The organism is Streptomyces sp. NPDC058371, assembly GCF_042723265.1.
Taxonomy (GTDB): domain Bacteria; phylum Actinomycetota; class Actinomycetes; order Streptomycetales; family Streptomycetaceae; genus Streptomyces.
The window spans coordinates 221,614-247,502 of the sequence record NZ_JBHXJC010000014.1; the positions used below are offsets into that span (position 1 = coordinate 221,614).

At 72.6% G+C, this 25,889-nt stretch carries 22 protein-coding genes and 1 riboswitch; of the genes, 11 read left to right on the forward strand and 11 right to left on the reverse strand.

What is annotated here, in order from left to right:
• Positions 1-14: 14 nt before the first annotated feature.
• Positions 15-647, forward strand: coding sequence for a response regulator (locus ACFWM2_RS32355; protein WP_383287440.1), 633 nt, complete (start codon positions 15-17; stop codon positions 645-647).
• Between the two features lie 141 nt (positions 648-788).
• On the opposite strand, the gene ACFWM2_RS32360 is transcribed toward ACFWM2_RS32355, so the two are convergent.
• The 3 genes from ACFWM2_RS32360 to ACFWM2_RS32370 form a co-directional block, all read right to left on the reverse strand.
• Entirely contained in the window at positions 789-2,216 is a 1,428-nt protein-coding gene (locus ACFWM2_RS32360; protein WP_383287325.1) for an MFS transporter, read from the reverse strand.
• Between the two features lie 101 nt (positions 2,217-2,317).
• The gene (locus ACFWM2_RS32365; RefSeq protein WP_383287327.1) at positions 2,318-3,511 is read right to left on the reverse strand and encodes a lipid-transfer protein; all 1,194 of its coding nucleotides are present in this window, start codon (positions 3,509-3,511) and stop codon (positions 2,318-2,320) included.
• Between the two features lie 7 nt (positions 3,512-3,518).
• Positions 3,519-5,669: an acyl-CoA dehydrogenase gene (locus tag ACFWM2_RS32370; protein ID WP_383287329.1), complete on the reverse strand. Its 2,151-nt coding sequence runs from the start codon at positions 5,667-5,669 to the stop codon at positions 3,519-3,521.
• A 224-nt stretch (positions 5,670-5,893) separates the two neighbouring features.
• Between ACFWM2_RS32370 and ACFWM2_RS32375 the strand changes: the two genes are divergently transcribed.
• The 5 genes from ACFWM2_RS32375 to ACFWM2_RS32395 all read left to right on the forward strand — a co-directional run bounded on the left by ACFWM2_RS32375 (position 5,894) and on the right by ACFWM2_RS32395 (position 11,744).
• A complete protein-coding gene (locus tag ACFWM2_RS32375; protein WP_383287331.1) occupies positions 5,894-7,639 on the forward strand; it encodes an MFS transporter in 1,746 nt (581 codons plus the stop codon).
• 323 nt (positions 7,640-7,962) lie between these two features.
• Positions 7,963-8,613 carry a class I SAM-dependent methyltransferase gene (locus tag ACFWM2_RS32380; RefSeq protein WP_383287333.1) on the forward strand — a complete coding sequence of 217 codons (651 nt, stop codon included), beginning with the start codon at positions 7,963-7,965 and terminating at the stop codon, positions 8,611-8,613.
• Positions 8,614-8,635: 22 nt separating this feature from the next.
• Positions 8,636-9,598 carry an N-acetylmuramoyl-L-alanine amidase gene (locus ACFWM2_RS32385; RefSeq protein WP_383287335.1) on the forward strand — a complete coding sequence of 321 codons (963 nt, stop codon included), beginning with the start codon at positions 8,636-8,638 and terminating at the stop codon, positions 9,596-9,598.
• Between the two features lie 158 nt (positions 9,599-9,756).
• A complete protein-coding gene (locus ACFWM2_RS32390) occupies positions 9,757-10,623 on the forward strand; it encodes a hypothetical protein (RefSeq protein ID WP_383287337.1) in 867 nt (288 codons plus the stop codon).
• A gap of 110 nt (positions 10,624-10,733) precedes the next feature.
• Positions 10,734-11,744, forward strand: coding sequence for an LLM class F420-dependent oxidoreductase (locus ACFWM2_RS32395; protein ID WP_383287339.1), 1,011 nt, complete (start codon positions 10,734-10,736; stop codon positions 11,742-11,744).
• Between the two features lie 282 nt (positions 11,745-12,026).
• On the opposite strand, the gene ACFWM2_RS32400 is transcribed toward ACFWM2_RS32395, so the two are convergent.
• Entirely contained in the window at positions 12,027-12,650 is a 624-nt protein-coding gene (locus ACFWM2_RS32400) for a hypothetical protein (protein ID WP_383287341.1), read from the reverse strand.
• Positions 12,651-12,809: 159 nt separating this feature from the next.
• Between ACFWM2_RS32400 and ACFWM2_RS32405 the strand changes: the two genes are divergently transcribed.
• Positions 12,810-13,103, forward strand: a complete 294-nt coding sequence (locus ACFWM2_RS32405; RefSeq protein ID WP_383287343.1) for a hypothetical protein — start codon at positions 12,810-12,812, stop codon at positions 13,101-13,103.
• An 84-nt stretch (positions 13,104-13,187) separates the two neighbouring features.
• On the opposite strand, the gene ACFWM2_RS32410 is transcribed toward ACFWM2_RS32405, so the two are convergent.
• The 3 genes from ACFWM2_RS32410 to ACFWM2_RS32420 are packed head-to-tail and all read right to left on the reverse strand — an operon-like array spanning position 13,188 to position 16,401.
• Positions 13,188-14,258 (reverse strand): prenyltransferase, encoded by a 1,071-nt coding sequence (locus tag ACFWM2_RS32410; protein WP_383287345.1) that lies wholly within the window; start codon positions 14,256-14,258, stop codon positions 13,188-13,190.
• On the reverse strand, positions 14,255-14,989 hold the full coding sequence (locus tag ACFWM2_RS32415) for a class I SAM-dependent methyltransferase (protein WP_383287347.1): 735 nt from the start codon (positions 14,987-14,989) through the stop codon (positions 14,255-14,257). Before ACFWM2_RS32415 ends, ACFWM2_RS32410 begins: the two co-directional genes overlap by 4 nt.
• Complete coding sequence (locus tag ACFWM2_RS32420) at positions 14,983-16,401, reverse strand: glycosyltransferase family 4 protein (protein WP_383287349.1); 1,419 nt, start codon at positions 16,399-16,401, stop codon at positions 14,983-14,985. Before ACFWM2_RS32420 ends, ACFWM2_RS32415 begins: the two co-directional genes overlap by 7 nt.
• 277 nt (positions 16,402-16,678) lie before the next feature.
• Between ACFWM2_RS32420 and ACFWM2_RS32425 the strand changes: the two genes are divergently transcribed.
• Positions 16,679-17,428, forward strand: a complete 750-nt coding sequence (locus ACFWM2_RS32425) for a TetR family transcriptional regulator (protein WP_383287351.1) — start codon at positions 16,679-16,681, stop codon at positions 17,426-17,428.
• Here ACFWM2_RS32425 and ACFWM2_RS32430 read toward each other — a convergent pair.
• The 3 genes from ACFWM2_RS32430 to ACFWM2_RS32440 are packed head-to-tail and all read right to left on the reverse strand — an operon-like array spanning position 17,406 to position 19,708.
• Entirely contained in the window at positions 17,406-17,981 is a 576-nt protein-coding gene (locus tag ACFWM2_RS32430) for a hypothetical protein (protein WP_383287353.1), read from the reverse strand. The two genes, ACFWM2_RS32425 and ACFWM2_RS32430, sit on opposite strands and share 23 nt — an antisense overlap.
• A gap of 33 nt (positions 17,982-18,014) precedes the next feature.
• Positions 18,015-18,248, reverse strand: a complete 234-nt coding sequence (locus tag ACFWM2_RS32435; protein ID WP_383287355.1) for a ferredoxin — start codon at positions 18,246-18,248, stop codon at positions 18,015-18,017.
• A 2-nt stretch (positions 18,249-18,250) separates the two neighbouring features.
• A complete protein-coding gene (locus ACFWM2_RS32440) occupies positions 18,251-19,708 on the reverse strand; it encodes an aldehyde dehydrogenase (RefSeq protein ID WP_383287357.1) in 1,458 nt (485 codons plus the stop codon).
• Positions 19,709-19,880: 172 nt separating this feature from the next.
• Between ACFWM2_RS32440 and ACFWM2_RS32445 the strand changes: the two genes are divergently transcribed.
• The gene (locus ACFWM2_RS32445) at positions 19,881-20,909 is read left to right on the forward strand and encodes an MBL fold metallo-hydrolase (protein ID WP_383287359.1); all 1,029 of its coding nucleotides are present in this window, start codon (positions 19,881-19,883) and stop codon (positions 20,907-20,909) included.
• 130 nt (positions 20,910-21,039) lie between these two features.
• Here the strand turns inward: ACFWM2_RS32445 and ACFWM2_RS32450 are convergent, their stop codons facing one another.
• A complete protein-coding gene (locus ACFWM2_RS32450; RefSeq protein WP_383287361.1) occupies positions 21,040-23,460 on the reverse strand; it encodes an AAA family ATPase in 2,421 nt (806 codons plus the stop codon).
• A 244-nt stretch (positions 23,461-23,704) separates the two neighbouring features.
• Positions 23,705-23,771, forward strand: a riboswitch (cobalamin riboswitch).
• A gap of 129 nt (positions 23,772-23,900) precedes the next feature.
• On the opposite strand from ACFWM2_RS32450, the gene ACFWM2_RS32455 reads away from it, so the two are divergent.
• Both ACFWM2_RS32455 and ACFWM2_RS32460 read left to right on the forward strand, forming a co-directional pair.
• Complete coding sequence (locus tag ACFWM2_RS32455; RefSeq protein ID WP_383287363.1) at positions 23,901-25,130, forward strand: prenyltransferase/squalene oxidase repeat-containing protein; 1,230 nt, start codon at positions 23,901-23,903, stop codon at positions 25,128-25,130.
• Positions 25,127-25,777, forward strand: a complete 651-nt coding sequence (locus ACFWM2_RS32460; protein WP_383287365.1) for an SCO2322 family protein — start codon at positions 25,127-25,129, stop codon at positions 25,775-25,777. The genes ACFWM2_RS32455 and ACFWM2_RS32460 overlap by 4 nt, the downstream gene beginning before the upstream one ends.
• Positions 25,778-25,889: the final 112 nt, after the last annotated feature.

The following is a 25,889-nucleotide window of genomic DNA, read 5'->3' on the forward strand; positions in this document are numbered from 1 at the left end:
GCCCCGTGAACGAGATGCCCCGGGACCACCGCCCCGCGAAGTCCATCAGAGTGCTGCTCGCCGAGGACCAGGGCATGATGCGCGGCGCCCTCGCCCTGCTGCTCGGGATGGAGGCGGACATCGAGGTCGTGGCCCAGGTCGGGGCCGGGGACGTGATCGTCGACACCGTGCTGACGCGTCGGCCCGATGTGGCGCTGCTGGACATCGAGTTGCCCGGGATGAGCGGTCTGGACGCGGCCGCCGAGCTGCGGGAGCAGGCCCCCGACTGCCGGGTGCTGATCCTGACCACCTTCGGTCGCCCCGGGTATCTGCGGCGCGCCATGGAGGCCGGTGCCGCGGGGTTCCTCGTCAAGGACGGGCCCGTGGAGGAGCTCGCCCAGGCGATCCGCCGGGTGCTGACCGGTGAGACCGTGATCGACCCGGCGCTCGCAGCGGCCGCACTGAGTGCCGGGCCCAATCCGCTCACCGCCCGTGAGTGCGATGTGCTCAAGGCGTCGGTGGACGGCGCCACCGTCTCGGACATCGCCGCCAAGCTCCACCTCTCCGAGTCGACGGTCCGCAACTACCTCTCCTCCGCCATCGGCAAGACCGGGACCCGCAATCGCATGGAAGCGATGCGCGAGGCCCGGCAGCAGGGCTGGCTCTGACTGACGGCCGACAGCCCACAGCCCACAGCCCACAGCCGAACAACAACGGCCAACGGCCGCCTGGCTACTGGTAACTGGCAACGGCCGCCGGGCAACCGGCAACGGCCGCTGGCAACTGCCGCCGGGCGATCCGGTCGCCCCTCAGTTCGCGGCGACCTTCCGCGGCAGCCACAGCAGCATCACCACCGTGCCGACCAGCAGGATGACACCGCTCGTGCGGAACACCAGCGCGTATCCGGCGGTGAGGGCCTCGGCCGAGCCGCTGCCCGCCGTACGGGCCGCCGCGATCGTCGACATGACGGCCAGGCCGAGCGAACCGCCCATCGTCCGCGAGGTGTTGATCAGGCCCGACACCAGCCCGGCGTCCCCGGCGGCGGCGCCCGAGGTGGCGAGCGAGGCCAGCGGTGTCGCGGCCAGGCCGGCGCCTGCCATCATCAGGATTCCCGGGACCAGGACGGCGGTGAGATACGTCCCGTCCGCCGTCATCGTCGACTGCCAGCCGAATCCCGCCGCGGCCACCAGGGTGCCGAGGACCGCCACGTTGCGCGCCCCGACCACCGGCATGAGGCGCGGGGCCAGCTTCGATCCGACGACCACCGCGAGCGAGCTCGGGACCAGTGCGAGTCCCGCGCCCAGCGGCGTGTAGCCGAGCACGTTCTGCAGGTACAGCGTCATGAAGAACCACATGCAGAACATCGCGCAGCCGGAGAGGAACATGGCCGCGTTCGCCGAGGACACCGACCGCAGCCGGAGCAGCTTCAGCGGCATCAGCGGTGCCTTCGTCCGCGACTCCACCAGCAGGAACAGGCCGATCAGGGCGAGTCCGGAGATCAGCGGCACCAGCGTCGCGGCCGCCGCCCACCCCTCGGCCTCCGTCTGCACGATCCCGTAGGCGAGCGTCGCGAGCCCCGCCGTCACCAGCAGCGCGCCCGGCAGGTCGAGCCGTCGCCGCGCACCGGCCCGGCTCTCGACGAGCCACCGCGCGGCCCCGGTCAGCACGACGGCCCCGACCGGCACGTTGATCAGCAGCACCCACCGCCACGAGAGGCCGTCCACCAGTAGTCCGCCGACCAGCCCGCCCGCCGCGCCGCCGCCGGCGCCGACGGCCGTCCAGGTCGCGATGGCACGCGCGCGTGCGGGGCCCTCCGGGACGGCCGAGGTGAGGATCGTCAGCGTGGAGGGTGCCAGTACGGCGGCACCCAGGCCCTGCGCCGCCCGCGCCACCAGCAGCTGCCAGCCCTCCTGGGCGAGGCCGCCGCCCAGCGAGGCGAGCGTGAAGAGGGCGAGCCCGACCAGGAACATCCGCTTGCGCCCGTACAGGTCGCCGGCCCGTCCGCCGAGCAGCATGAACCCGGCGAAGGCGATGGCGTACGCGTTCACCACCCATTGCAGCCCCGGCGCGCTCAGGCCCAGGTCGGTCCGCATGGACGGCAGCGCCACATTGACGACGGACACGTCGAGGACGACCAGGAACTGTCCGGCGCAGGCGAGCGCGACCACCACCCAGGTGGGCGGCGCGGTGCGGAGCGATATGGACGTGTCTTCAGCGGCTCGGAGCATGGGTGTCATGCTCTCAACCCGGCTACGCCCCTTGCATCGGGATTTCGCTGCACACCGCCTAGGTCTCCGGACTTAGGCCCTGTCGTCACCTTCCCGTCGGCGCCCGGCGGTTACTCCCCCGTCCGCAGCAGCGTCACCACCGCGGCGCCGCCGAGGCCGATGTTGTGCGCGAGCCCCACGCGCGCGTGGGGGACCTGCCGGGCGCCCGCCTCGCCCCGCAGCTGCCAGGTCAGCTCGGCGACCTGTGCGATCCCGGTCGCGCCCAGCGGATGCCCCTTGGAGATCAGCCCGCCGGACGGGTTCACGACCCACCGCCCGCCGTACGTCGTCGCCCCCGACTCGACGAGCTTGCCGGACTCCCCCGGACCGCACATGCCGAGCGCCTCGTACGTCAGCAGTTCGTTGACGGAGAAGCAGTCGTGCAGTTCCACGACGTGCACGTCCTCGATGCCGAGGCCCGACCGCTCGTACACCTGACGGGCCGCCTCCCGGGACATCGGCTGCCCGACGACGTCGATGCACGAGCCGGAGGCGAAGGACTCCTCGGTGTCGGTGGTCATCGCCTGGGCGACGATCTCCACGGCCCTGGCGCCGAGTCCGTGGCGCTCGACGAAGCGTTCGGACACGACGACGGCCGCCGCCGCTCCGTCCGAGGTCGGCGAGCACTGGAGCTTGGTGAGCGGCCGGTGGACGGTCTTCGCGGCGAGGATCTCGTCGACCGAGTACACGTCCTGGAACTGGGCGTAGGGGTTGTTCGCCGAGTGCCGGTGGTTCTTGGCGCCGACGGCGGCCAGTTGCGCCTCGGTGGTGCCGTAGCGCTCCATGTGCTCGCGTGCCGCGTTGCCGAAGATCTGCGCGGTGGGCGGTGTCATCTCGAAGCCGTGCCGGGCGGCCATCACGCCGTAGTGCCGGGCCACGGGTGAGGTCGAGAAGTCGCCTCCGTCGGCGCCGCCCCCGAGCGCCCCGCGCTTCATCTTCTCGAACCCGAGCGCCAGGACGCAGTCACCGGCACCGCCCTCGACGAGCTGGCGGGCGAGCATCAACGCGGTCGATCCGGTGGCGCAGTTGTTGTTCACGTTGTAGACGGGCACTCCGGTCAGGCCCAGTTCGTAGGCGGCCCGCTGGCCCGCGGTCGAGGCCTGGAAGCAGTACCCGACGGGCACCTGCTCCACTTCGGTGTACGGGATCCCGGCGTCCGAGAGGGCGTTGGTGCCCGCCTCCTTCGCCATGTCCCAGTACTGCCACTCCCGGGTCTCGGGCTTCTCGAACTTCGTCATGCCGACCCCGACGACGTACGCCTTCATCGCACTCCTAATCCCGTGGCAGGCCGAGGATGCGCTCGGCGACGACATTGAGCTGGACCTGGGTGGTGCCGCCCGCGATGGTCAGGCAGCGGGAGAGCAGGAAACCGTGCACGGCCCGCTCGCCGGCGCCCTCCCGCACCGCGCCCGCGGGCCCGAGGAGTTCGAGCGCGAGCTCGGCGACCTTCTGCTGGTGGCCGGTCTGGACGAGCTTGCGCACCGAGGCGCCCGCGCCGGGATCCAGCCCGGACACCTGCCGCAGCGTCGTCCGCAGTCCGATGCAGGCGAGCGCCTGCGCCTCGGCGAGCAGGGTGCCCAGCCGGCCCCCGTCGACCTCGTCCGCCCGTGCGAGCAGGGCTTCGAGACCGGTGTCGAAGGTCAACTGGTCGGCCATGTGGACGCGTTCGTTGCCGAGGGTGTTGCGGGCGACCCGCCAGCCGTCGTCGACCTCGCCGACGACCGCGTCCGCCGGCAGCGACACGTCGTCGAAGTAGACCTCGTTGAAGAGGGAGTCGCCGGTGATCTCCTTCAGGGGGCGGATGTCGATGCCTTCGGTGTTCTTCATGTCGACGACGAAGTAGGTGAGGCCCTTGTGCTTCGGCGCGTCCGGGTTCGTCCGCGCGAGCAGGATCCCGTGGTCCGCCCATTGGGCCGCGCTCGTCCACACCTTCTGCCCGTTGACGCGCCAGCGCCCGTCGGCGGTCCGCTCGGCGCGGGTCCGCAGCGAGGCGAGGTCGGATCCGGCGCCCGGCTCGGAGAAGAGCTGGCACCACAGGAGGTCCCCGCGCAGGGTGGGCAGGAGGTAGCGGTCCTGCTGCTCCGGTGTGCCGTACGCGATCAGGGACGGCACGACCCAGGTGGCGATCCCCAGATCGCTGAGCCGTACGCCGGCCGCCGCCAACTCCTGCTGAACGGCGAGCTGTTGGACGGGTCCCGCGCCGAGTCCGTACGGCGCCGGCAGATGCGGGGCGGCGTACCCGGTGGGCGCGAGCAGGCGTCGCACCTCCGCGGGAGCGAGGCCGCGCGCTTCCCCGATCACCTCGCGGGCCGACGCCCGGTGCTTCGATGCCTCCGCGGGCAGCTCCAGGCGCAGCTCCCGCCGGGCGCCGGCCGCCGCAAGCCGCACCGCGCGCAGCCGGTGTGCGTCCCCGCCTCCGATCAGCTGCCGCGCCACCAGGGCCCGGCGCAGATACAGATGGGCGTCGTGTTCCCAGGTGAAGCCGATGCCGCCGAGGATCTGGATGCAGTCCTTGGTGCAGGAGCAGGCGGTGTCGAGGGCGGTCCCGACGGCGAGGGCGGTCGCCAACTCCCGTGTTCCGTCGGGTTCCTGAGCGGCCCGAGCGGCGTCCCAGGTGAGCGCCCGGGCCTGTTCGAGCCGCACCAGCATGTCGGCGCACAGGTGCTTGACGCCCTGGAAGCGGCCGATGGGCCGGCCGAACTGCTCCCGTACCTTCGCATGCGCGGACGCGGTGTCCAGCGCCCAGGCGGCGGTGCCGCAGGCGTCCGCGGCGAGGACGACGGAGGCGAGATCGCGGACGAGGACGGAGTCGACGGCGAGGATCCGGCCGGCCGGGACCCGTAAGCCCGTCGCCCGGACCTCGGCGGTCGCCCGCGTCGGGTCGGCGCTCTCGTGCGCCCGTACGGCGAGACCGGCGGCGTCCACGGCCGCCCACACCGTGCCGCCCTCGGTGGCGGCCGCCAGGATCAGCACGTCCGCGTCGGCACCGGACAGGACGGGCGGCGCCTGACCGTCGAGGACGTATCCGTCGTCCGTCGGCACAGCGGTCAGGGAGCCCGGCCCGAACGCCACGGCCGCGAGGAGTGATCCGTCGGCCACCGCGCCCGCGAGCCCCTTCGCGCCCGCCGCCGCCAGTACCGCCGAGGCCAGCACGCTCGCGAGGTACGGCCCCGGCAGCGCGGCACGTGCCGCTTCCTCCACGACGACGGCCAGCTCCACCAGGCCTCCGCCCCCGCCCCCGCACTCCTCGGGAAGATGCACGGCGAGCAGTCCCTGTGCGGCGAGGCCGTCCCAGTAGGACGGCCTGCCGCCGCCCGGCGCGTCGAGCAGCTTGCGGACCTCCTCGGGCGGTGCGGCCCGCGCGATCCACCCACGTACCGCGTCGGCCAGCTCCCGCTGCTCCGGTGTGATGCCGATGCCCATGCGCGCCTCCCCAGGCCCGAGGTGGGGCGCCAGACTAGAACACGTTCTACTCTAACGGTAGGTCAGATACCCATGAGAAGGTCAAGAATTCGTTAGTACGCCAAAGCATCGGAATAGTTGCCCCGGCGCACGGGGTTCGGATTACACGTATCCCGCACGGATGACCCTGTTCGCGTCCCGCACGGATCCCCACCCCGCTCCTTCCGGCCTGGAGGCCCTACGCCATGACGCACACGACGACCGACCAGCCCACTCGGAGGCCGAGCGGCGCGATCGTGCCGGTGCTGGCCTTCGCGGGCATCGTTGTCGCGGTGATGCAGACCCTGCTCGTCCCGGTGATCAAGGACCTGCCGGAGCTGCTGGGCACCGCCCCCAGCAACGCCACCTGGGTGTTGACCTCCACCCTGCTCGCGGGAGCCGTGGCCACCCCGATCATGGGCCGCCTCGGCGACCTCTACGGCAAGCGGCGCATGCTGCTGCTGAGCCTGTCCGTGATGGTCGTGGGCTCCCTGATCGCCGGCTTCACCAGTGCACTGCTCGTGATGATCCTCGGCCGCGCCCTGCAGGGCTTCGCCATGGGTGCGATCCCGCTGGGCATCGGTCTGATGCGCGACATGCTGCCCCGCGAGAAGCTCGGCTCGGCGATGGCCCTGATGAGCTCCTCGATCGGCGTCGGCGGCGGACTCGCGCTGCCGATCGCGGCGCTGGTCGCGCAGCACGCCGACTGGCACGCCCTCTTCTTCCTCGCCGCCGGCCTCGGTGTCGTCTCGATCGTGCTGACCCTCGTCGCCGTACCGGAATCCCCGATGCGCGCCCCGGGCACCTTCGACGTGCTGGGCGCGATAGGCCTCTCCGCCGGCCTCGTCCTCTTCCTGCTGCCGATCACCAAGGGCAGCGACTGGGGCTGGACCTCCGGCACCACACTCGGCCTGTTCGGCGCGGCGGCCGTCGTCCTCCTGCTGTGGGGCGTGATGGAGCTGCGCATGAAGGCTCCGCTGGTCGACCTGCGCACCACGGCCCGCCGCTCGGTGCTCTTCACCAACCTCGCCTCGATCATGGTCGGTGTCGCGTTCTACGCTGTCTCCCTCGTCCTGCCGCAGCTGCTCCAGCTGCCCAGGTCCACCGGGTACGGCCTCGGCCAGTCGATGGTCGTCGCGGGTCTGTGCGTGGCGCCCCTCGGCCTGACGATGATGTTCACCGCCCCCGTCTACGCCCGCCTGTCGGCGAAGTACGGCCCCAAGGTCACGCTGATCCTCGGCATGCTGATCATCGCGATCGGCTACGGCGCGGGCCTCGGCCTGATGAGCGCCGCCTGGCAGACGATCGTGATCGCGGTGATCCTCGGCGCCGGCATCGGCCTCGCCTACTCCTCGCTCCCGGCGCTGATCGTCGGCTCCGTCCCGGCGTCGGAGACGGGCGCCGCCAACGGCCTCAACACCCTGATGCGCTCCATCGGTACGTCCGTGTCGAGCGCCGTCATCGGCATGGTGCTCGCCAACACGGCGAACCACGTCGGCGGCGTCGCGATCCCGACCATGCACGGCTTCCGGGTGTCCTTCCTGATCGCGACGGGCGCGGTGGCCGTCGGTCTGCTCATGGCGCTCTTCCTCCCCCGGCAGCGCCAGGCGGCCAAGCCGCAGCTGCGCGCGAGCAGCGAGGAGGACGCGGCACTGGAGCGGGCGCACGAGGTGCTCGGCGGCTTCCGCGGCCGGGTCGTGGACGTCGAGGGCGCTCCGGTTCCCCGCGCCAAGGTCACGCTGATCGACCGCCGCGGCCGGCAGGCGGGCGCCACGCTCTCCGCCGAGGACGGCAGCTACGCGCTGGCCGTGCCGGCCGAGGGGGCGTACGTCCTCGCCGCGAAGGCCGCAGGCCACGGTCCGCTCGCCTCGTCGGCGACCCACGCCGGCGACGACCGCCCGGTCGAACTGGACCTCGCGCTGCCGGCCCGGAGCGCGGGCGTCCCGGCCTGACCTGCCCGCCCCTCCCGCCGTCCCGAACACCCCCGTCGCCCACGCGACGGGGGTGTCGTGCGTCGTGGAGCGGCGACGGACCCGTGCACCACTATCGAGCGCGACGGGGTGGCACCGGCGGTCGCGTACCCGACGGGGCGCACGCGGTCGTGTTCCGGAGGTGGCGCACGACAGGGTGCCCGCGGTCGCGTACCGGACGTGGCGCACCACGGGGCGCCCGCGGTCGCGTACCGGACGTGGCGCACCACGGGGCGCCCGCGGTCGCGTACCGGTGGTGGGGCACCATGGGGCGTCCACAGGTTCGTACACGATGGAGGACCCCCATGCCCGCGGCACCCAAGCCGGAGATCCTCGCCGCCTTCGAGGCCGCGAAGGGGTTCATGCCCGTCGGCGAAGGGCTGGCGCTGTACGAGGCCGCCGTCGAGGCGGGCCGGCTGGGGCTGCCGCTGCTGGAGGTCGGCACCTACTGCGGGCGCTCCACGATCCTGCTCGCCGGCGCGGCCCGCGAGGCCGGGGTCACGGCCGTCACGGTCGACCACCACCGCGGCAGCGAGGAGCAGCAGCCCGGCTGGGAGTACCACGACCCCGAGACGGTCGACCCCGAGGTCGGCCGCATGGACACCCTGCCCGCCTTCCGCCGCACGCTCCACCGGGCGGGCCTCGAGGACCACGTGGTCGCGGTCGTCGGCCGCTCGCCGCAGATCGCCGCCCTCTGGCGCACGCCCGTCGGCCTCGTCTTCATCGACGGCGGCCACACCGACGAGCACGCGAACGGGGACTACGAGGGCTGGGCGCCCCATCTGGCCGAAGGCGGTCTGCTGGTGATCCACGACGTGTTCCCGGATCCGGCCGACGAGTTCACGGGGCAGGCGCCCTACCGCGTCTACCTCAGGGCCTTGGAGTCCGGTGCGTTCACCGAAATCACGGTGGCGGACTCGCTGCGCGTCCTGCGGCGAACGCGGGCGGGGATCTGAGGCCGCGGATAGAGTCACTGACGTGTCGTACGTAGGTCCTGACTTCGAACCTCCCCGGCCGCGCCGCTCGCGGCGGGGCCCGTTGACCGTCGCCGTCGCCGCGCTGGTCCCCGGCGCGCTGGCCGGCTGGCTGGTGTGGCAGGCGGTGGGCGACTCGGGAGACGGGGGCGGGTCGGACAAGACCGCGCCGCGGTCGCCCTCCTCGTCCTCCGCGCCCGCGACGGCGTCCCACAAGGCCGACGGCAAACCGAGCACGCCGGCCACATCGACGCCCACCAGGAAGCCCTCCGCGTCGCGCCCCGCCGGTTCCGGCCCCCTCACGGGCAAGGTCGTCGCCATCGACCCCGGCCACAATGCCGGCAACTTCCAGCACACGGCCGACATCAACCGCCAGGTGGATATCGGTACGAACTGGAAGGAGTGCGATACGACCGGCACCTCCACCAACGCCGGGTACACGGAAGCCGAGTTCACCCTCGACGTCGCGCGCCGGGCGCGCACTCTGCTTCAAGAGCAGGGAGCCACGGTCGTGTTCACCCATGACGGCGACCGGCCCTGGGGGCCCTGCGTCGACGAGCGGGCGCGGATCGGCAACAAGGCACACGCCGACGCCGCGGTCTCCGTGCACGCGGACGGCGTGGCGGCCGGCAACCGCGGATTCCATGTGATCCTGCCCGGTTCCGTGCACGCGGGCGCCGCGGACACCCGGCCGATCGTCGGCCCCTCCAAGGATCTGGGTGAGCGGATCGCGGGCAACTTCGTCCGCGTCACGGGCAGCGCGCCCGCCAACTACATCGGCGACGGCACCGGGCTGGTCACGCGTGAGGACCTGGGCGGTCTCAATCTGTCAACGGTTCCGAAGGTGTTCATCGAGTGCGGCAACATGCGCGATAGCAAGGACGCGGCGCTGCTGACCAGCGGCGCCTGGCGGGAGAAAGCGGCGCGGGGGATCTCTGAGGGAATCGTGAGTTTCCTGCACGGGTAGCGATCAGTGAGTTGCACCCGGCGGACAGCCCGGCAGAGCGGGCGATAGTGTCGTCCCTACGATGAGGGGCCACCCCCGCGCTTCGACCTGCCGCTTGAGGGCGGCAGGGAGACAGCGACGCCTCCACCGACGACGAGACGACTGACGAAGGACCTGAAGTGAATATCCGCTCCCTCACTCGAGGCGACGGCGTGGTGATCGGAGCAGCGGTATTGCTGTTCATCGCGTCGTTCCTCGACATCTACTCGGCCGACGGAGCCCCCAGCAGCTACGACTTCCCCAGCGCTTGGGGAAGCGGGGGAATCCTGCTGAGCGTCACCCTCGCGGGGATCATCGGCGCCGCGCTCATCGTCGTCTCCCGGCTGCTGCCGCAGGTCCCGAAGGTCGCCGGTCTTGACCTCGGCCAGTTCGGTGTCGCCTTCACGGTCTTCGCCGCCTGGAGCGGACTGGGCAACCTCGCCGACCCCTCGAGCGCGGTCGACAACATGCCGCAGTTCGGTGACTCGATCGACGCGGGCACGGGCCTGATCCTCAGCTTCATCGCCGCGCTCATCCTGGCGGCCGCGGCGATCACCAGCCCGCTGCTCCCCTTCCTGAAGGTCGCCCTCATCGGCGCCCCCAAGCCCGCCGCCCCCCAGCCCTACGGCGCCCAGCCGCAGGGCGGTTACGGCTACCCGGGCGCCCCCGGACAGCCGGGTCAGCCCTACGGGGCGCACCCGCAGCCGGGTCCGGGCCAGCCGTACGGCGGCCAGCCGGGTCAGCCCGGTCAGCCGCAGCAGGCGCAGGCTCCGCAGGCGCATGCCCCGCAGGCGCAGCAGCCCGCCGGTGACTTCTCGCCGTTCTGGTTCGCCGTTCCGGTGGCCCGGCCGCTGTACGGGGAGGACGGTTCGCCGGCCCCGATCGCCGAACTGGCGCCGGGCACCTGGTACCTGGCGGTCGAGCAGCGCGGTCCGAGCCTGGTGGCCCAGACGCAGGACGGCCGCCGCGGCGTCCTGCAGGACACGACGGGAATCCAGCGCGGCTGACGCCCGCTCTCCGTACGGCCCCTCGCCCTTCCAGGCGGGGGGCCGTTGTCGTACAGTCGCCCTTCGGCAAGAATCTGACGGTCAGTCAGAACACGGATGCTGGAGGGGACATGCGGCTCGGTCTGGCGCTCGGCTACTGGGGGCGTGGCCCCTCCGCGGACCATCTCCCGCTGGCGCAGGAGGCGGAACGGCTCGGCTACGACTCCGTGTGGACCGCCGAGTCCTGGGGCTCCGACGCCTTCACCCCGCTCACCTGGATCGCGGCGCGGACGTCCCGGATCAAACTCGGCACGGCCGTCGCGCAGATGGCCGCGCGGTCCCCCACCACGACCGCGATGCACGCCCTCACCCTCGACCATCTCTCGGGCGGCCGGATGATGCTCGGCCTCGGCCTGTCGGGGCCGCAGGTCGTCGAGGGCTGGTACGGCCGCCCGTTCCCGAAGTCCCCGCTCACCGCGACCCGGGAGTACGTCGATGTCGTACGCCAAGTCCTCCGGCGCGAGGCCCCCGTTGCGCTGGACGGCCGTTTCCACGCCCTCCCCTACCGGGGCGCCGACGGCACGGGCATCGGCAAACCGCTGAAACCGATCACCCATCCCCTGCGGGCCGACCTGCCCGTCCTGCTCGGCGCCGAGGGCCCGAAGAACATCGCACAGACCACCCGGATCGCCGACGGCTGGCTGCCGCTGTACTGGTCCCCCCTGCGCCCGGAGGTGTACGAGGCCTCGCTGGCGGCGGCCCCGGCCGGCTTCCTGATCGCCCCCATGGCCCGCGTCCACGTCTGCGACGACGTCTCCAAAGGCCTGCTGCCCGTGAAGGCGATGCTCGGCTTCTACATCGGCGGGATGGGGCACGCGGCCCGCAACTTCCACGCCGACCTGATGGGGCGGATGGGCTTCGAGGAGGCGGCGCGGACGATCCAGCGGCTGTTCCTGGAGGGGCGCAGGGAGGAGGCGGTGCGCGCCGTGCCGGACGCGTTCGCCGACGAGATCTCGCTCGTCGGCCCGCGCGAGCGCATCGCCGAACGGCTGGAGGCATGGCGCAAGGGCCCGGTGACGGACCTGCTGGCCCTGTCCCCGGACCCACACACCCTGCGGGTACTGGCGGAGCTCAACTCCTAGGCCACGCAGGGCCGATGAGCCAGCGTGTCCGCCGTCCCAGCCACCGAAAGCCGGGAGGCGGACGGGACCCGGTGGCCGCCCCAGCCCCGGAAGCCGGGAGGCGGACGGACCGGACGGCCGTCACCCGCACACGCGGCGCGCGCCGGACGACCTCAACTCCTGGACCACGTACGGCCGATGAGCCCGCGTGCGCAGCCCCCAGCCGCCCGAAACCGGGAGGCGGACGGGACCCGGTGGCCCCCCAGCCGCCGGAAACCGGGAGGCGGACGGACCGGGCGGCCGTCACCCGCACACGCGGCGCGCGCCGGACGACCTCAACTCCTGGGCCCCGTAAGGCCGATGGGCCTGGCCGGTCGGCCTACCCCCGGACAGCTGGGACGCCGACGGCACCTTGTCCGTGACCTCCGCGCCCGCGCTCTTACCGGCGCCCTTGACCTGGTTGATGATGTCGTCGAAGGTCCCGGCGACCGAGTCCGTCGAGTCGCCCTTGCGCAGCTTGGACGGCAGGTCCTTGAGTCCGTCGATGCCCGCCGTGAGCGGGGCGACGGCCCTGGCGAGGGTCGGGTCGCCCTCGGCGTTCTTGCGGGCCGCCTTGAGCCGGTTGTACGTGAAGGTGCCCGCGAGGCCGGCCTTGACCAGGGCGAGCTTGCGCCCCTTCGCGCCCTTCTTGAACTTGCCGGCCCGCCAGGGCTTCACGATCCACTGGTACGTGGCCCCGGCGGCGAGCCCCGCGTTCGCCACGAAGCGCGTCTTGGCGAACTTCTGCTTCTCGGCGGAGCTGCTCGGACTCGGGGTCGCCGCGACCGCGGCGGTGTCCTGGGTGTCGCTGCCACAGGCGGTGGCGCCGGCGAGCAGGGCGCAGCAGAGGGTGACGGCCACGAGCAGGCGGCGTATCGGTACGGGCACGGGGGCCTCCGGGTCAACTGCCTCCCAGGGTCCGGGAGTGCACGGCTCTCCCGGCAGCCTCACCCCGGTCCGGCAGCCGCGCCACCCGGGGAAATCCGTTCGGGTGCCAGTTCGAGGCTGTACAGGTTTCAAACAGGAATTCGGGGCCATCCGTAGGTCATGTCCCCTCGATATCGCAACGGTTCCAATCAGGCGGGGACGGTCATCGCGATCGTCGCGGACATCATGGCCGTCATCCTCGGTCTCTGGATCCTCATGTATCTCCTGGACGCGAACCGGGCCAATGACCTGGTGCAGTTCGTCCATGACGCGGCAGCCTGGCTGGCCGGCTGGTCGCGTGACCTGTTCACCTTCGACGAGGCATGGGCTCGCGTGGTAGCGGGCTACGGTCTGGCAGCCGTCGTGTACCTGTTCATCGGGCACGCGATCGCCAACCGCATGCACCGGCACTGAATCGACCCCCCGGTCGGCATTCAGCCGGCCCGGAACCGGCTCCCGCCGGTTCCGGGCCGGCTGCGCGCGTGCGTACCCCGGTCGCTACCGGCAGCAGTCCGGGTCGAGGCCGGTCGGCAGGCGCTCACCGCTGAAGACCGCGCAGGTCGGTTCGTCGCCGCCGAGGGCGGCCACCGCGAGGAGCAGTGAGCCGGCCGTCCAGCTGGTGAGCTCCTCGGGCCAGATCGCGCCGTCCTCGAAGACGTAACCCGTCCAGTACAGACCGGTCTTCGGATCACGCAGGTGCTGGATGGACTGGAGGATCTCCAGGGCGCGGTCGGACTCGCCCACCACCCAGAGGGCCAGGGCGAGTTCGGCGGACTCGCCGCCGGTCACCCACGGATTGGGGACCACGCAGCGGACGCCGAACCCGGGCACCACGAAGCGGTCCCAGCCCTCCTCGATACGGGACTTGGCCTCGCCGCCGGTCAACGCGCCGCCGAGCACCGGGTAGTACCAGTCCATCGAGTAGCGGGCCTTGTCGAGGAACCGCTCGGGATGCCTGCGGATCGCGTGCCGCAGCGCGCCCACCGCCAACTCCCAGTCGGGCTGCGGCTCTTCGCGCTGCTCGGCGATGGCAAGGGCGCAGCGCAGCGCATGGTGGACCGACGAACTCCCGGTCAGCAGCGCGTCGTTGACGGGCGTGCCGTCGTCCTCGCGCTTCCAGCCGATCTGCCCGCCGGGCTGCTGGAGCCGGAGCACGTACTCCACGGCGGCGTAGACGGCCGGCCACATCCGGTCCAGGAACGTGTCGTCGCCGGTGGCCAGGTAGTGGTGCCAGACACCGACGGCGATGTAGGCGCAGAAGTTGGTCTCGCGGCCGCGGTCGGTGACGTCCTCGTGGTCCCCGTCGGCGTAGGCCGCGTACCAGGATCCGTCGCCGTTCTGATGGCGCGCGAGCCACTCGTAGGCGCGCTCCGCCGCCTCGTGCTCCCCCGCCGCGTCCAGGGCCATCGCGGCCTCGGTGTGGTCCCACGGGTCGAGGTGGTGACCGCGGAACCACGGTATGGCGCCGTCCGGGCGCTGCACCCCGAGGATCCCGCGCACCGTGGCGGCAGCCTGCTCGGCGGTGAGGACCCCGGGCAGGACGAGGTGTTCTGTCCGGGGTGTCGTCACCGGGTGGCCGCCTCGGGCAGGTGGGGCTTGGTCGCGTACGCCACGAAGCTCTTGCCGATCAGCGGGTTCAGCGCCTGTTCGGCGACCCGGGTCGCCAGCGGCTTCTTCATGATGTCCCAGACCAGCAGCTTGTGGTACGCCCGCACCGGCAGCGCCTTGTCGTTGTCGACGCCGAACGCGCACTTCAGCCACCAGTACGGCGAGTGCAGCGCGTGCGCGTGGTGGGTGCCGTACGGCTTGAGCCCGGACTCCCGGATCTTCGTGAGGAGTTCGTCCGCCTTGTAGATGCGGATGTGGCCGCCCTCGACCTCGTGGTACGCGTCGGACAGCGTCCAGCAGACCTTCTCCGGGCCGTAGCGCGGGACGGTGATCGCGATGCGGCCGCCGGGCTTCAGCACCCGGACCATCTCCGCGAGGACACCCTTGTCGTCCGGGATGTGCTCCATGACCTCGGAGATGATGACGACGTCGAAGGACTCGTCGGGGAAGGGCAGCGCGAGCGCGTCGCCCTCCATCGCTGTCGCGGTGGCGCCGGCGGGGGCCTCACCGGCCTCCTTCATCGCCGCGAACCACTTCGCGACCTCGCTGATCTCCTCGGCGTTCTGGTCCAGGGCGACGACCTGCGCGCCCCGTCGGTAGCACTCGAACGCGTGCCGACCGGCACCGCAGCCGAGGTCCAGAACACGGTCGCCCGCGGCGAGCGGGAACCGGGAGAAGTCGACGGTCAGCACGTAGCCCTGCTTTCGCGATCGAGGGTGTCAACGGCGGGTACGGGGGTGGCGCCCCGGTCCGGTGTGGCCGCGAGGGGGCTCGGTCCGCCCGAGCGGAGGGGGGCCGGGGCGACGCCGATCGCCTCGCGGTAGCGGGCCACGGTGCCCTGGGCGGCCCGCGCCCAGGTGAAGCGCTCCAGGACCCGCGCCCGTCCCGCGGAGCCGAGCCTCGCCCGCAGCAGCGGGTCGCCGAGGAGCCGGTTGAGTGCGGTGGCCAGGGCTCCCGGGTCGCCGGGCGGTACGGCGAGGCACGTCTCGCCGTCGCGGCCCGCGACCTCCGGGATCGCTCCGCCGGTCGTCGCCACCAGCGGTGTGCCCGTGGCCATCGCCTCGGCGGCGGGCAGCGAGAACCCCTCGTACAGGGACGGCACGCAGGCGACTTCGGCCGACCGTACGAGGTCGACGAGCTCGGCGTCCGAGATCCCCTTGACGAACTCGACGGCGCCTTCGAGGCCGTACCGCTCGATGGCCTGGGCGACCGGGCCGTCCTCGGCGCGCTTGCCGACGACGACGAGGTGCGCGCCCGGGTGCTCGGCCCGCACCTTCGCGAGCGCCTCGACGAGGAAGACGAGGCCCTTCAGCGGGACGTCGGCGCTGGACGTCGTGACGATCCGTCCGGGGATCTGCGGAACGGCCGGATCCGGCGAGAAAAGATCGGTGTCGGCGCCGATGTGGACGACATGGATGCGGTCGTCGCGGACGCCGAGGTGGTCGACGATCTCCTGGCGCGAGGTGCCGGAGACGGTGAGCACGGAGGGCAGCCGGCGTGCGACGCGCTTCTGCATGCGCGTGAAGGCGTACCAGCGGCGGACGGACATGCGGCGCCGCCATCCGGCGGCGGCGTCCAGCTCCAGCCCGCGGTCCACGGTGATGGGGTGGTGGATGGTGCTGACCAGCGGGGCGCCCACGTCCCCCAACAGCCCGTATCCCAGGGTCTGGTTGTCGTGGACGACGTCGAAGTCGCCGCGGCGGGCACGGAGATGGCGCCGGGCGCGCAGCGAGAAGGTCAGCGGCTCGGGGAAGCCGCCGGTCCACATGGTGCCGACCTCGAGGGCGTCGATCCAGTCCCGGTACTCGCCGCGCTTCGGGGTGCGAAAGGGGTCCGGCTGGCGGTATAGGTCGAGGCTGGGCAGCTCGGTGAGGGAGAGCCCGCCGAGGCCCTCGCCCTCGTCGAGCACGGGGTAGGGCTGGGAGCCGATGACCTCGACCTGGTGACCGAGGCGGGCGAGCTCGCGCGAGAGGTGTCGTACATAGACGCCCTGGCCGCCGCAGAACGGGTTGCCCTTGTAGGTCAGGAGCGCGATGCGCAGGGGTCGGTCACCGTCGGCGGCCGAGCCCTTCTGGGGCCCCGCCTCCCTGGCCTCAGCGGTCACTCCCGGCCCCCTTCTGCCTGCACTGTCCCGCGAGATTACGCCGGGACGCTAATCTAGAACAAGTTTCAGACTTGATCGTTCAAGGAGCACTGAATTTACCGGCAGGTAAGGCCGGCGTGAGACGTGGATCAGGTGATTCACGCCACGACCGACCGACCCGGTCACCGACTCGCGCAGGGACCAGCCCTGTTCGGCCGGGGACGGGACTTGGGGATTGCCCGGGGCCCTGCCATGCTGACTCCTCGCTCCCCCAGCCGAATGCCACGGAACGGGACTTATGCCTGCGGAAGCCAAGGCGGAAGCCACCACGGCGCGGGACGGCGCGCAGCCCGCGCACCCGAACGCGCGCGCCGCCGAGCGCCCCGCGCACCCCCGTCCGCGCGCCGACGCACAGGCCGTGCACCCGAACCCGCGCACCCTCGCGCAGCCCGCCTCGCCCCCGCTCACCGAGCGGCAGGAGGCGCGCCGCAGGCGCATCCTGCACGCGAGCGCGCAACTGGCCAGCCGGGGCGGCTTCGACGCCGTGCAGATGCGGGAGGTCGCCGAGTCGTCGCAGGTCGCGCTGGGCACGCTGTACCGCTACTTCCCCTCCAAGGTGCATCTGCTGGTCGCCACGATGCAGGACCAGCTGGAGCACATGCACGGCACCCTCCGCAAGAAGCCGCCGGCCGGGGACACCGCGGCCGAGCGGGTCGCCGAGACGCTGATGCGGGCCTTCCGCGCCCTGCAGCGCGAGCCGCACCTGGCCGACGCGATGGTCCGCGCGCTCACCTTCGCGGACCGCAGCGTCAGCCCCGAGGTCGACCAGGTCTCCCGGCAGACCACGGTGATCATCCTGGACGCGATGGGCCTCGACGACCCCACCCCCGAGCAGCTCTCCGCGGTCCGCGTCATCGAGCACACCTGGCACTCGGCCCTCATCACCTGGCTCTCCGGCCGCGCCTCCATCGCCCAGGTCAAGATCGACATCGAAACGGTCTGCCGTCTGATCGACCTGACGGAGGTCAGGGGGCCGGACTCGGCGTGACCGCGCCGCAGCCCTTCCGGAACCCGTAGAACGAGACGCCGCTGAAGTCGTCCACCTCGCCCTCTTCAGCCGTCTTCCGTGCCGTGGGCAGTTCGGCGGTGATGCTGTCCGCGCTCGCGGTTCCCGCGATGAGGGACACCGTCCAGCCGTCCTTCTCGAAGGACGAGCCCTGACCGCTCCCGTCCCGCCAGACCTCCCCCTCCCGCTTCCACCGCCGCGCCTTCATCTCGGCCGCCGCCGCATCGACGGGCCCCCGGTCGGGCTTGTCCGCGGTACGGATCGTGACGCTCAGCTCGCAGACGGCGCGGCGCCCCTCGGAGAACCCCTCGCCGTACTCGGCCCGGCCGAAGTCCCCGGCGGCGACGGCCGCCCGGATGTCCTTCTCGACCGCCTGCCGGCTCGTCAGGTCGTCCCTCTTGCCCGCCGGCGCGCCCTTCCCGGCCGCGCCGTCGTCGTCAACCGCGCCGCACCCCGCCAGCAGCACCGCCGCCATGACGGCCACCGCCACTCTCCCCACCCCGCGCATCGGTCTCCCCACCTCGTGTTTCCGCATGTGGGGCGGAGTGTGGCACGGGTTCCGGTGCGGTCACTCCTCGGGTGGGAACACCGGCTCCCCCGAGCCCAGCAGGGTGATCATGATGGCCTCCACCGGGCAGCCCTCCGCCGCCTCCAGGATCTTCTCGTTGGCGTCGGTCTCGGGGTCGGCCGGGTGCGACTGGCGGGCGGAGTCGAGGCGGAAGGCGGCGGGGGCGTGGTGGGTGCACTGGGCGGAGCCGATGCAGACGGAGCGGTCGACCTCGAGGTGCCAGCGGTCGCCCATCCCTACGCCTCCCAGCCCGCGGGCAGGTGGATCATCTTGTGCTCGAGGAACTCGCCGTACCCCTCGGGCCCGAACTCCCGCCCCAGGCCGGAGTTCTTGTAGCCGCCGAACGGGCCGAGCATGTCGAGGCTGAAGGTGTTGACGGAGTAGGTGCCGGTACGGACCCGGCGGGCGACGTCGATGCCGCGCCCCACGTCCGCCGTCCAGACGCTGCCGCTCAGCCCGTACTCCGAGTCGTTGGCGATCTTCACCGCCTCGCTCTCGTCGCCGTACGGGAGCAGGCAGATGACCGGGCCGAAGATCTCCTCGCGGGCGACCCGCATGGAGTTGTCGACGTCGCCGAAGAGGGTGGGCTCCACGTACCAGCCGCGGTCCAGGCCGGGCGGACGGCCGCCACCGGTGAGGATCTTGGCGCCCTCCTCCTGGCCGATCCGGATGTAGTCGAGGCTGCGCTGCTGCTGACGCCTGGCGACCAGCGGGCCCACCTGCGTCGCCGGATCCAGCGGGTCGCCGACCACCAGCGCGCTCGCCGCCGCCGCGAAGGCGTCCGCGAACTCGTCGTAGCGCGAGCGCGGTACGAGGATGCGGGTCTGGGCGACACAGGCCTGGCCGTTGTTCATCCACGCCGCGGAGACGATCCCGGGGACGGACGTGTCGATGTCGGCGTCCGGCAGGACGACCGCCGCCGACTTGCCGCCCAACTCCAGTGTCACGCGGGTGAGGTTGCGCGAGGCGACCTCCATCACCCGCCGGCCGGCCGCGACGGATCCGGTGAAGGAGACCTTGTCGATGCCGGGGTGCCCGACCAGGTACTCGCTGACCTCGCGGTCGGCGGGAAGGATCGACAGGACGCCCGCGGGCAGCCCGGCCTCCTTCGCGATCTCGCCCAGCAGATACGCGTCCAGGGGCGACTCGGGCGACGGCTTCAGTACGACGGTGCAGCCGGTCAGCAGCGCGGGCGCGAGCTTGGCCGCCGCCACGAACTGCGGGACGTTCCACGGAACCACGGCCGCCACCACGCCCACCGGCTCGCGGCGGACGAGGATCCTGCCGAGGACTCCGTCGCGCGTCTCCTCGTACGTGAAGTTCCGCGCGACCGTGATCGCGGTGTCCCACACCATCATCGCGCCGAGGGCCTGCGCGAGGATGCTCCACGAATACGGGGAGCCGTTCTCGGAGGAGATCACGCGGGCGATCTCCTCGTGGCGCACGGCGATCGCGTCCTTGATCCGGGTGACGACCTCGATCCGCTCGTCGAGGGTCATGCGCGGCCAGGGCCCTTCGTCGAAGGCCTCTCGGGCGGCGGCGACGGCCCGGTCGACGTCCCCGGCCGAGGCGTGCGGCACCCGCCCGATGACCTGCTCCGTGTGCGGCGAGATCACCTCGATGACGTCCTTGCCGAGGGGGTCCGTCAACTCCCCGCCTATGAACAGCTGTCCGTGTTCCACGAGCTCGGTCATGGCCGACTGCCTTCCGGAGGACGTTCCCTGACGCATCATCAGATACGAGAACTGATACCAGTTCCCGTCGGTGGAGTCCACGGGACGGACACGGCACCCGACGGTCGACTCGGGCTCCCAATGGAACTGGTTCTAGTTATAGTGACCGCAACACGGCGATTGGTGGGAGCCCATGGCGCAGGTGACCGATCACGGCGGCGGCGTACGGTCGATCGAGGTCCCCATCCCGGACAACCCGCTCGGACACACGCTCGTCTACGTCGTGGACACCGACCGCGGTCCTGTCCTGATCGACACGGGCTGGGACGATCCGGCGTCCTGGAACCTCCTGGCCGAGGGGCTCATCGGCTGCGGCACCTCCGTCACCGAGGTGCACGGCGTGGTGATCACCCACCACCACCCCGACCACCACGGCCTGTCCGCCAAGGTCAGGGAGGCGTCCGGGGCCTGGATCGCGATGCACGCGGCGGACACGGCGGTCGTCCGGCGCATGCGGGAGAACCGGCCCGAGCTCTGGTTCGCGTTCATGGCGGAGAAACTGAGGGCCGCCGGCGCTCCCGACGAGCACGTGGCCCCGCTGCGCACCACCACCCGCCGCCGCGCCCTTCCCGGCCTCTCCCCCGCCCTCCCCGACCGCGAGATCGTCCCCGGCGACCTCCTCGACCTCGCCGGCCGGCGGTTGCGCGCGATCTGGACCCCGGGACACACACCCGGGCACGTCTGCCTGCACCTGGAGGAGGACCATCCGGCCCGACTCCCCGGCCACGGACGCCTGTTCTCCGGCGACCACCTGCTCCCGGAGATCACCCCGCACATCGGTCTGTACGAGGATCCGGACGACGCGACGGTCACCGACCCCCTCGGGGACTACCTCGACTCCCTGGAGCGGGTCGGCCGCCTCGCCCCGGCCGAGGTGCTCCCGGCCCACCAGTACGCCTTCACCGACGCCCCCGCGCGCGTACGGGAGTTGCTCGTCCACCACGAGGAGCGGCTCACCGGTCTGCTCGCCCTGCTCGCCGTCCCGCTCACCCCGTGGCAGCTCGCCGAGCGCATGGAGTGGAACCGGCCCTGGGCCGACATCCCCTACGGATCCCGGACCATCGCGGTCTCCGAGGCCGAGGCCCATCTGCGCCGCCTGGTGAAGCTGGGCCGGGCGGAGGCGGTGACGGGGAGCGATCCGGTGACGTACCGGGCCGTGTAGGCGTCGCACGGGGAGGACTGCGAGGACCGCGAGGGCGGCAGGCGTCAGGCGGTTTCGGTGGCCGTCCCGGCATGGGACCGCCCGGTGTCAGCCGGCTCCGGTGGCCGTCCCGGCGTCGGACCGCCCGGTGTCAGGCGGCTCCCGTGGACGCGTAGTCCAGCCCCTGCTCGTACGGCATCGAGCGGCCCTCCTCGTACGCCTTCTCGTACGCGGCGTCACCGATCTCGCCGCGGACCCGGAGTTCGTGGGCACGGCGGGTGGCGAGGAGGTCGGGCGAGTTCATCTGGGCGCGTCCGGTGAGTTCCCAGACGCGTGCGCCGATGCCGAGGAGACGGGCCGCACGGTCGCCGTCGCCGGCCGCGACGACCGCGGCGGCGAGCACGTCGAGTGCCATGGCCGCGCCCACGGTGTTGTGCAACAGCCCGTGGCCGGCCAGGGCGGTCCTGGCGTTGCGCACGGCCGCACCGACATCGCCGCGCGCCAGGTCCACCTGGGCCACGAAGCATTCGGCGAAGGCGCCAACCCAGCACTCGCCGCGTTCCGCACTCGCGGCCCGCACCTCGTCCGCCACCGCCCGCGCCGCGTCGAGGTCTCCGCGCAGCAGGTGGGTGAAGGAGAGCGCGAGGCGGACCTGGAGCTGGGCGGAGCCGAACGCGTCCTCCCGGACGGGAAGCCGGGCGGCCGAGGAGAGCAGGTCGGTCGCCTCGGTCAGATGACCGCTCAGGGCGAGTTGGCCGCCCGCGATGGACGCCGCGGCCACCACCGCCACGGGGTCGCCCTCCGCCTTCGCCGCGTCCGCGCACCGCAGTGCCCAGTGGGCGCCGACGTCGAGGTCGCCCTGGAAGAGGGCGACCGCACTGCGTGTCCACAGCGCCTGGAGGTGTCCCGGGCCCGGCGACGGTGCGGGGTGCCGGGACTCCGGGACGAGCGCCCGGTCGAGGAAGTGCTGGGCGTCGCGCGGATAGCCGCAGTGCTGCCAGAGGAATCCGACGTCCGCCGCCATCTCCAGGGCGGTGCGGCGGTCCTGTCCGGCGAGCGCGTGGTCCAGGGCCGCACGGAGGTTGGCGTGCTCGGCGAGCGTGCGCTCGCACCAGCCGACCTGGCGCCCGGTGTTCCACTCGGCGCAGCCGAGCCGGGCCAGCCGCCGGTAGTGACCGCGGTGGCGCAGCCGTACGGCCTCCTCCTCACCGAGTTCGCGCAGCCAGTCGGCGCCGAACTCCCGCACGGTGTCCAGGAGTCGGAGGCGCCCCGGGTCGGTGCGATGGCGTTCCACGATGGACTGCTCGACGAGCCGGTCCAGCAGGGCCGCGACGTGCCCGGCGGGCAGCGGGCCGCCGGAGCAGACGTCCTCGGCGGCCGTCACACAGAAGCCGCCCGCGAAGACCGAGAGCCGGGCCCACAGCAACCGCTCCAGCGGGGCGCACAGTTCATGGCTCCAGCCGATGGTCGTCCGCAGGGTATGGTGCCGCGGGGGCCCCTCGTCACCGCGCGCGGTGAGCAGGTCGAGCGGGGGCGGCAGCCGCTCGCCGAGCCGGCCGTGCAGGTCGTCGAGGGAGAACTCGCCGAGGCGGGCGGCCGCGAGTTCGATGGCGAGCGGGCTGCCGTCCAGCCGGCGGCAGACGGCGACGGCGGCGGCCCGGGTGTCCTCGTCCAGCACGAAGGAGGGGTCGGCCGCGGCCGCGCGGTCGGCGAACAGGGTCACCGCGTCGTCCCCCACCGGCAGCGGGTCCAGGCGCAGCACCCGCTCACCGGGCATCCCGAGCGGCTCCCGGCTGGTGACCAGGATGTCCACCCCGGCCCTTCCCTTCGCGGGCCCTCCCCGTGGAGTCGACTCCGGCGCGGGGTCCTGGCGATGTCCCCTCGATGCCGGGTACAGGGGGTGCGGTCCCGATGCCGGGGACGGGCGGTGCAGTCCCGCTCCGGGGTACGGGGGGTGCGCTCCCGCCCCCGGGCGGTCCTCGTGGGCGGGCTGGTCCGGGAGGCCGAGAGCCGGCTGGTCGGGGAAGCCGGGGACGGGCCGGTCCGGGAAGCCGGAGACCGGCCGGTCCGGGAAACCGACAGCGGGCCGGCCCGGGAAACCGGACGCCGGCTGCTCCGGGAAACCGAGAGCCGGCAGCAGCGCGTCGACCAGTTCGGCGCAGTCCGCGAGGACGTGTTCGCAGGAGTCGAGGATCAGCAACAGCCTTTTGCCCTGCGCCCATTCGGCGACCACGTCGGTGACCGGGGCCGTGGACCGGTCGGCGAGGCGCAGCGCCTCCACCACGGCGAGGCCGACCAGCCCGACGGTGTGCAGCGGGGACAGCTCGACCAGCCAGACGCCGTCCGGGTAGACGCCGTCCGGGTGAGCCTCCCGGGCGGCGCGGGCCGCGGCATGCAGGGCGAGCCTGGTCTTGCCGATGCCGCCGGCGCCGACCACGCTCACCAGCCGACCGGCACCCGACGCGGGATCCAACTCCCGTGCGAGCCGGTCGAGTTCGGTCCGGCGTCCGACGAAACTGCGGATCTCGGGCGGGAGATTGCCGGGTCGGCCACCGGTTGTCTGCTCGGACACACCGACCAGTCTGGCGGCATCGGGACAGGACCGTGCTCAGCTCCCCGCACTCGGACACAAAGACGGCACGACAGTGTCATTTGCAGGCACATTCCGAAGCTGTTCGATCAACCCCGCGCCGGTACCGCGTGCGGCGTCAGGGGGCCCGCTCGACCGCGGGCGACGGCGGCGGTCGCACAGGTGTCCCACGGACCGTCGGCCATGGGCCGGTAGAGTGAGCGGGTCGTCATCACGCCCGTACGGGGGGAAGCCGGTGCAATTCCGGCGCTGACCCGCAACCGTGAACCGCCCAGGCGGTGAGCCGGATCGCCACGCACGGGACGTGACCGGCTCGTGCCATCGGCAGTCCGCCGCTGGCAGGCACCGTCGAGGGATACGGAGCCGGAGCCGCCCGGGGTCCAGAGTGTGCCCGCGCTGCCCGGCTCCCCGCAGGGAGAGTCATGATTGTTCGCCGCAGCGCCGCGGTACTGGCCGCCACCGCCGTGATCGGCTCGGCCTTCGCACCGAGCGCACTCGCCGACGACTCGTCCCCGTCCTCGTCACCGTCCCAGGCGCTCCCCTCCGGTCTCTACGGTTCCAGCGACCCGACGTACGACGGTGTCTGGCGCCAGTCGCTCGCGCTGCTCGCCCAGCACACCGCGGGCGTGCGGCCCGCGGCCAAGGCGGTCGACTGGCTCGCGGGGCAGCAGTGCGCGAACGGCGCGTTCGCTCCGTACCGCGCCGACGCGACCGCGAAGTGCGGCGCCAGGACGATGGTCGACACGAACAGCACGGCGGCCGCGGTGCAGGCCCTCGAAGCGCTGGGCGGCCACGACTCCGTGACCGGCGCGGCCGTGAAGTGGCTGAAGTCCGTACAGAACAAGGACGGCGGCTGGGGGTACGCCGCGGGCGGTGCGAGCGACACCAACTCGACCGCCGTCGTGATCGGCGCGCTGGACGCGGCCGGCACCGACCCGAAGGCGGTGTCGTCGAAGGACGACAAGACGCCGTACGACGCCCTGCTCAGCCTGTCGATCGGCTGCGGGAAGAAGGGCAGCGGCGCCTTCGCGTTCCAGCCGGACAAGAAGGGCGGCCTCGCGGCGAACGCGGACGCCACCGCGGCAGGCGTGCTCGGCGCCCTGGGCAAGGGGTTCGTGACGAAGGCCGGCAAGTCGTCCGGGGACTTCACCTGTGCCGGCGGTGACACCTTCGACCCCGCGGACGCGGCGCACAACGGCGCCTCCTTCCTCGCCGAGTCGCTGAAGAAGTCCCCCTACCTGAAGTCCGCCCTGGCCGGTGCCGAGGACCAGCCCGACTACGGCAACACCGCCGACGCCGTCGTGGCGCTCGCGGCCGCGGGCTCGGCGTCGGCGGCGAAGCAGCCCCTCGCCTGGCTGGAGAAGAACTCCGGCGCCTGGGCGGCGAAGGCCGGCCCGGCCGCGTACGCGCAGCTGATCTTCGCGGCGCACGCCACCGGCACGGACCCGCGCGACTTCGGCGGCGCGGACCTGGTCGAGCGGCTGGGCGCGACGGGCCCGGCGGCCCGGGCCGCCGGCGACTCGGCCACCCTTGACACCGAGCAGAAGGACGACAGCGGTCTCGGTGTCTGGTGGATCGTCGGTGTCGGCCTGGTCGCCGGTATCGGCGTCGGCTTCCTGATCAGCGGCCGCAACAGGAAGCGTCAGCTGTGAGCCGGCGCGGTACGGCCGCCCTGGCCGGCGTCCTCGCCGGCCTGCTGCTGCTCGTCCTCGGCGGAGCGGGCCAGGCCCAGGCCGTCGGCTACCGCTACTGGTCCTTCTGGGACCTGACCGGCGGGAAGTGGACGTACGCGACGCAGGGGCCGTCGACCGCGCGGCCGTCCGACGGCGAGGTGCAGGGCTTCCGCTTCGCGGTGAGCGAGGACTCGCGGCAGGCGGTGCAGCCCCGCGGGAAGACGGACTTCGCCGCCATCTGCGCCGGGACCCCCGCCCGGACGAGCAAGAAGCGGATCGCTCTCGTCCTCGACTTCGGTACGGCGGCGGACGCGCCGTCCGGCGAGGCGCCGCCGCGGACCCGTACCGCCTGCGCACGTGTCCGCGCCGACGCCACCACGGCCGACGCGCTCGCCACGGTCGCGAAGCCCCTGCGCTACGACACCAACGCGCTGCTGTGCGCCATCGCGGGATACCCGCGGACCGGCTGCGGCGAACAGGTCGCGGCCGCCGAGCCGCAGACGTCCGCCCGCCCCGGAACCGGAACCGACGACGACGGCCCGTCCGTGGGACTGCTCGGGGGCATCGCCGCGGTGGTGCTGCTGGGCGGGGCCGCGGTCTGGCAGTCCCGGCGCCGTCGGAGTTGAGCTGAGGTGGACGCGTTGACCGTCCGCGCCGGAGCAGGCCGTACGCGCGCGGGAGGAACCCTTGGCCGGTGGACAGCCCTCCGCTCGGCCGAAGCCGGCAGGGGCGGGCGGC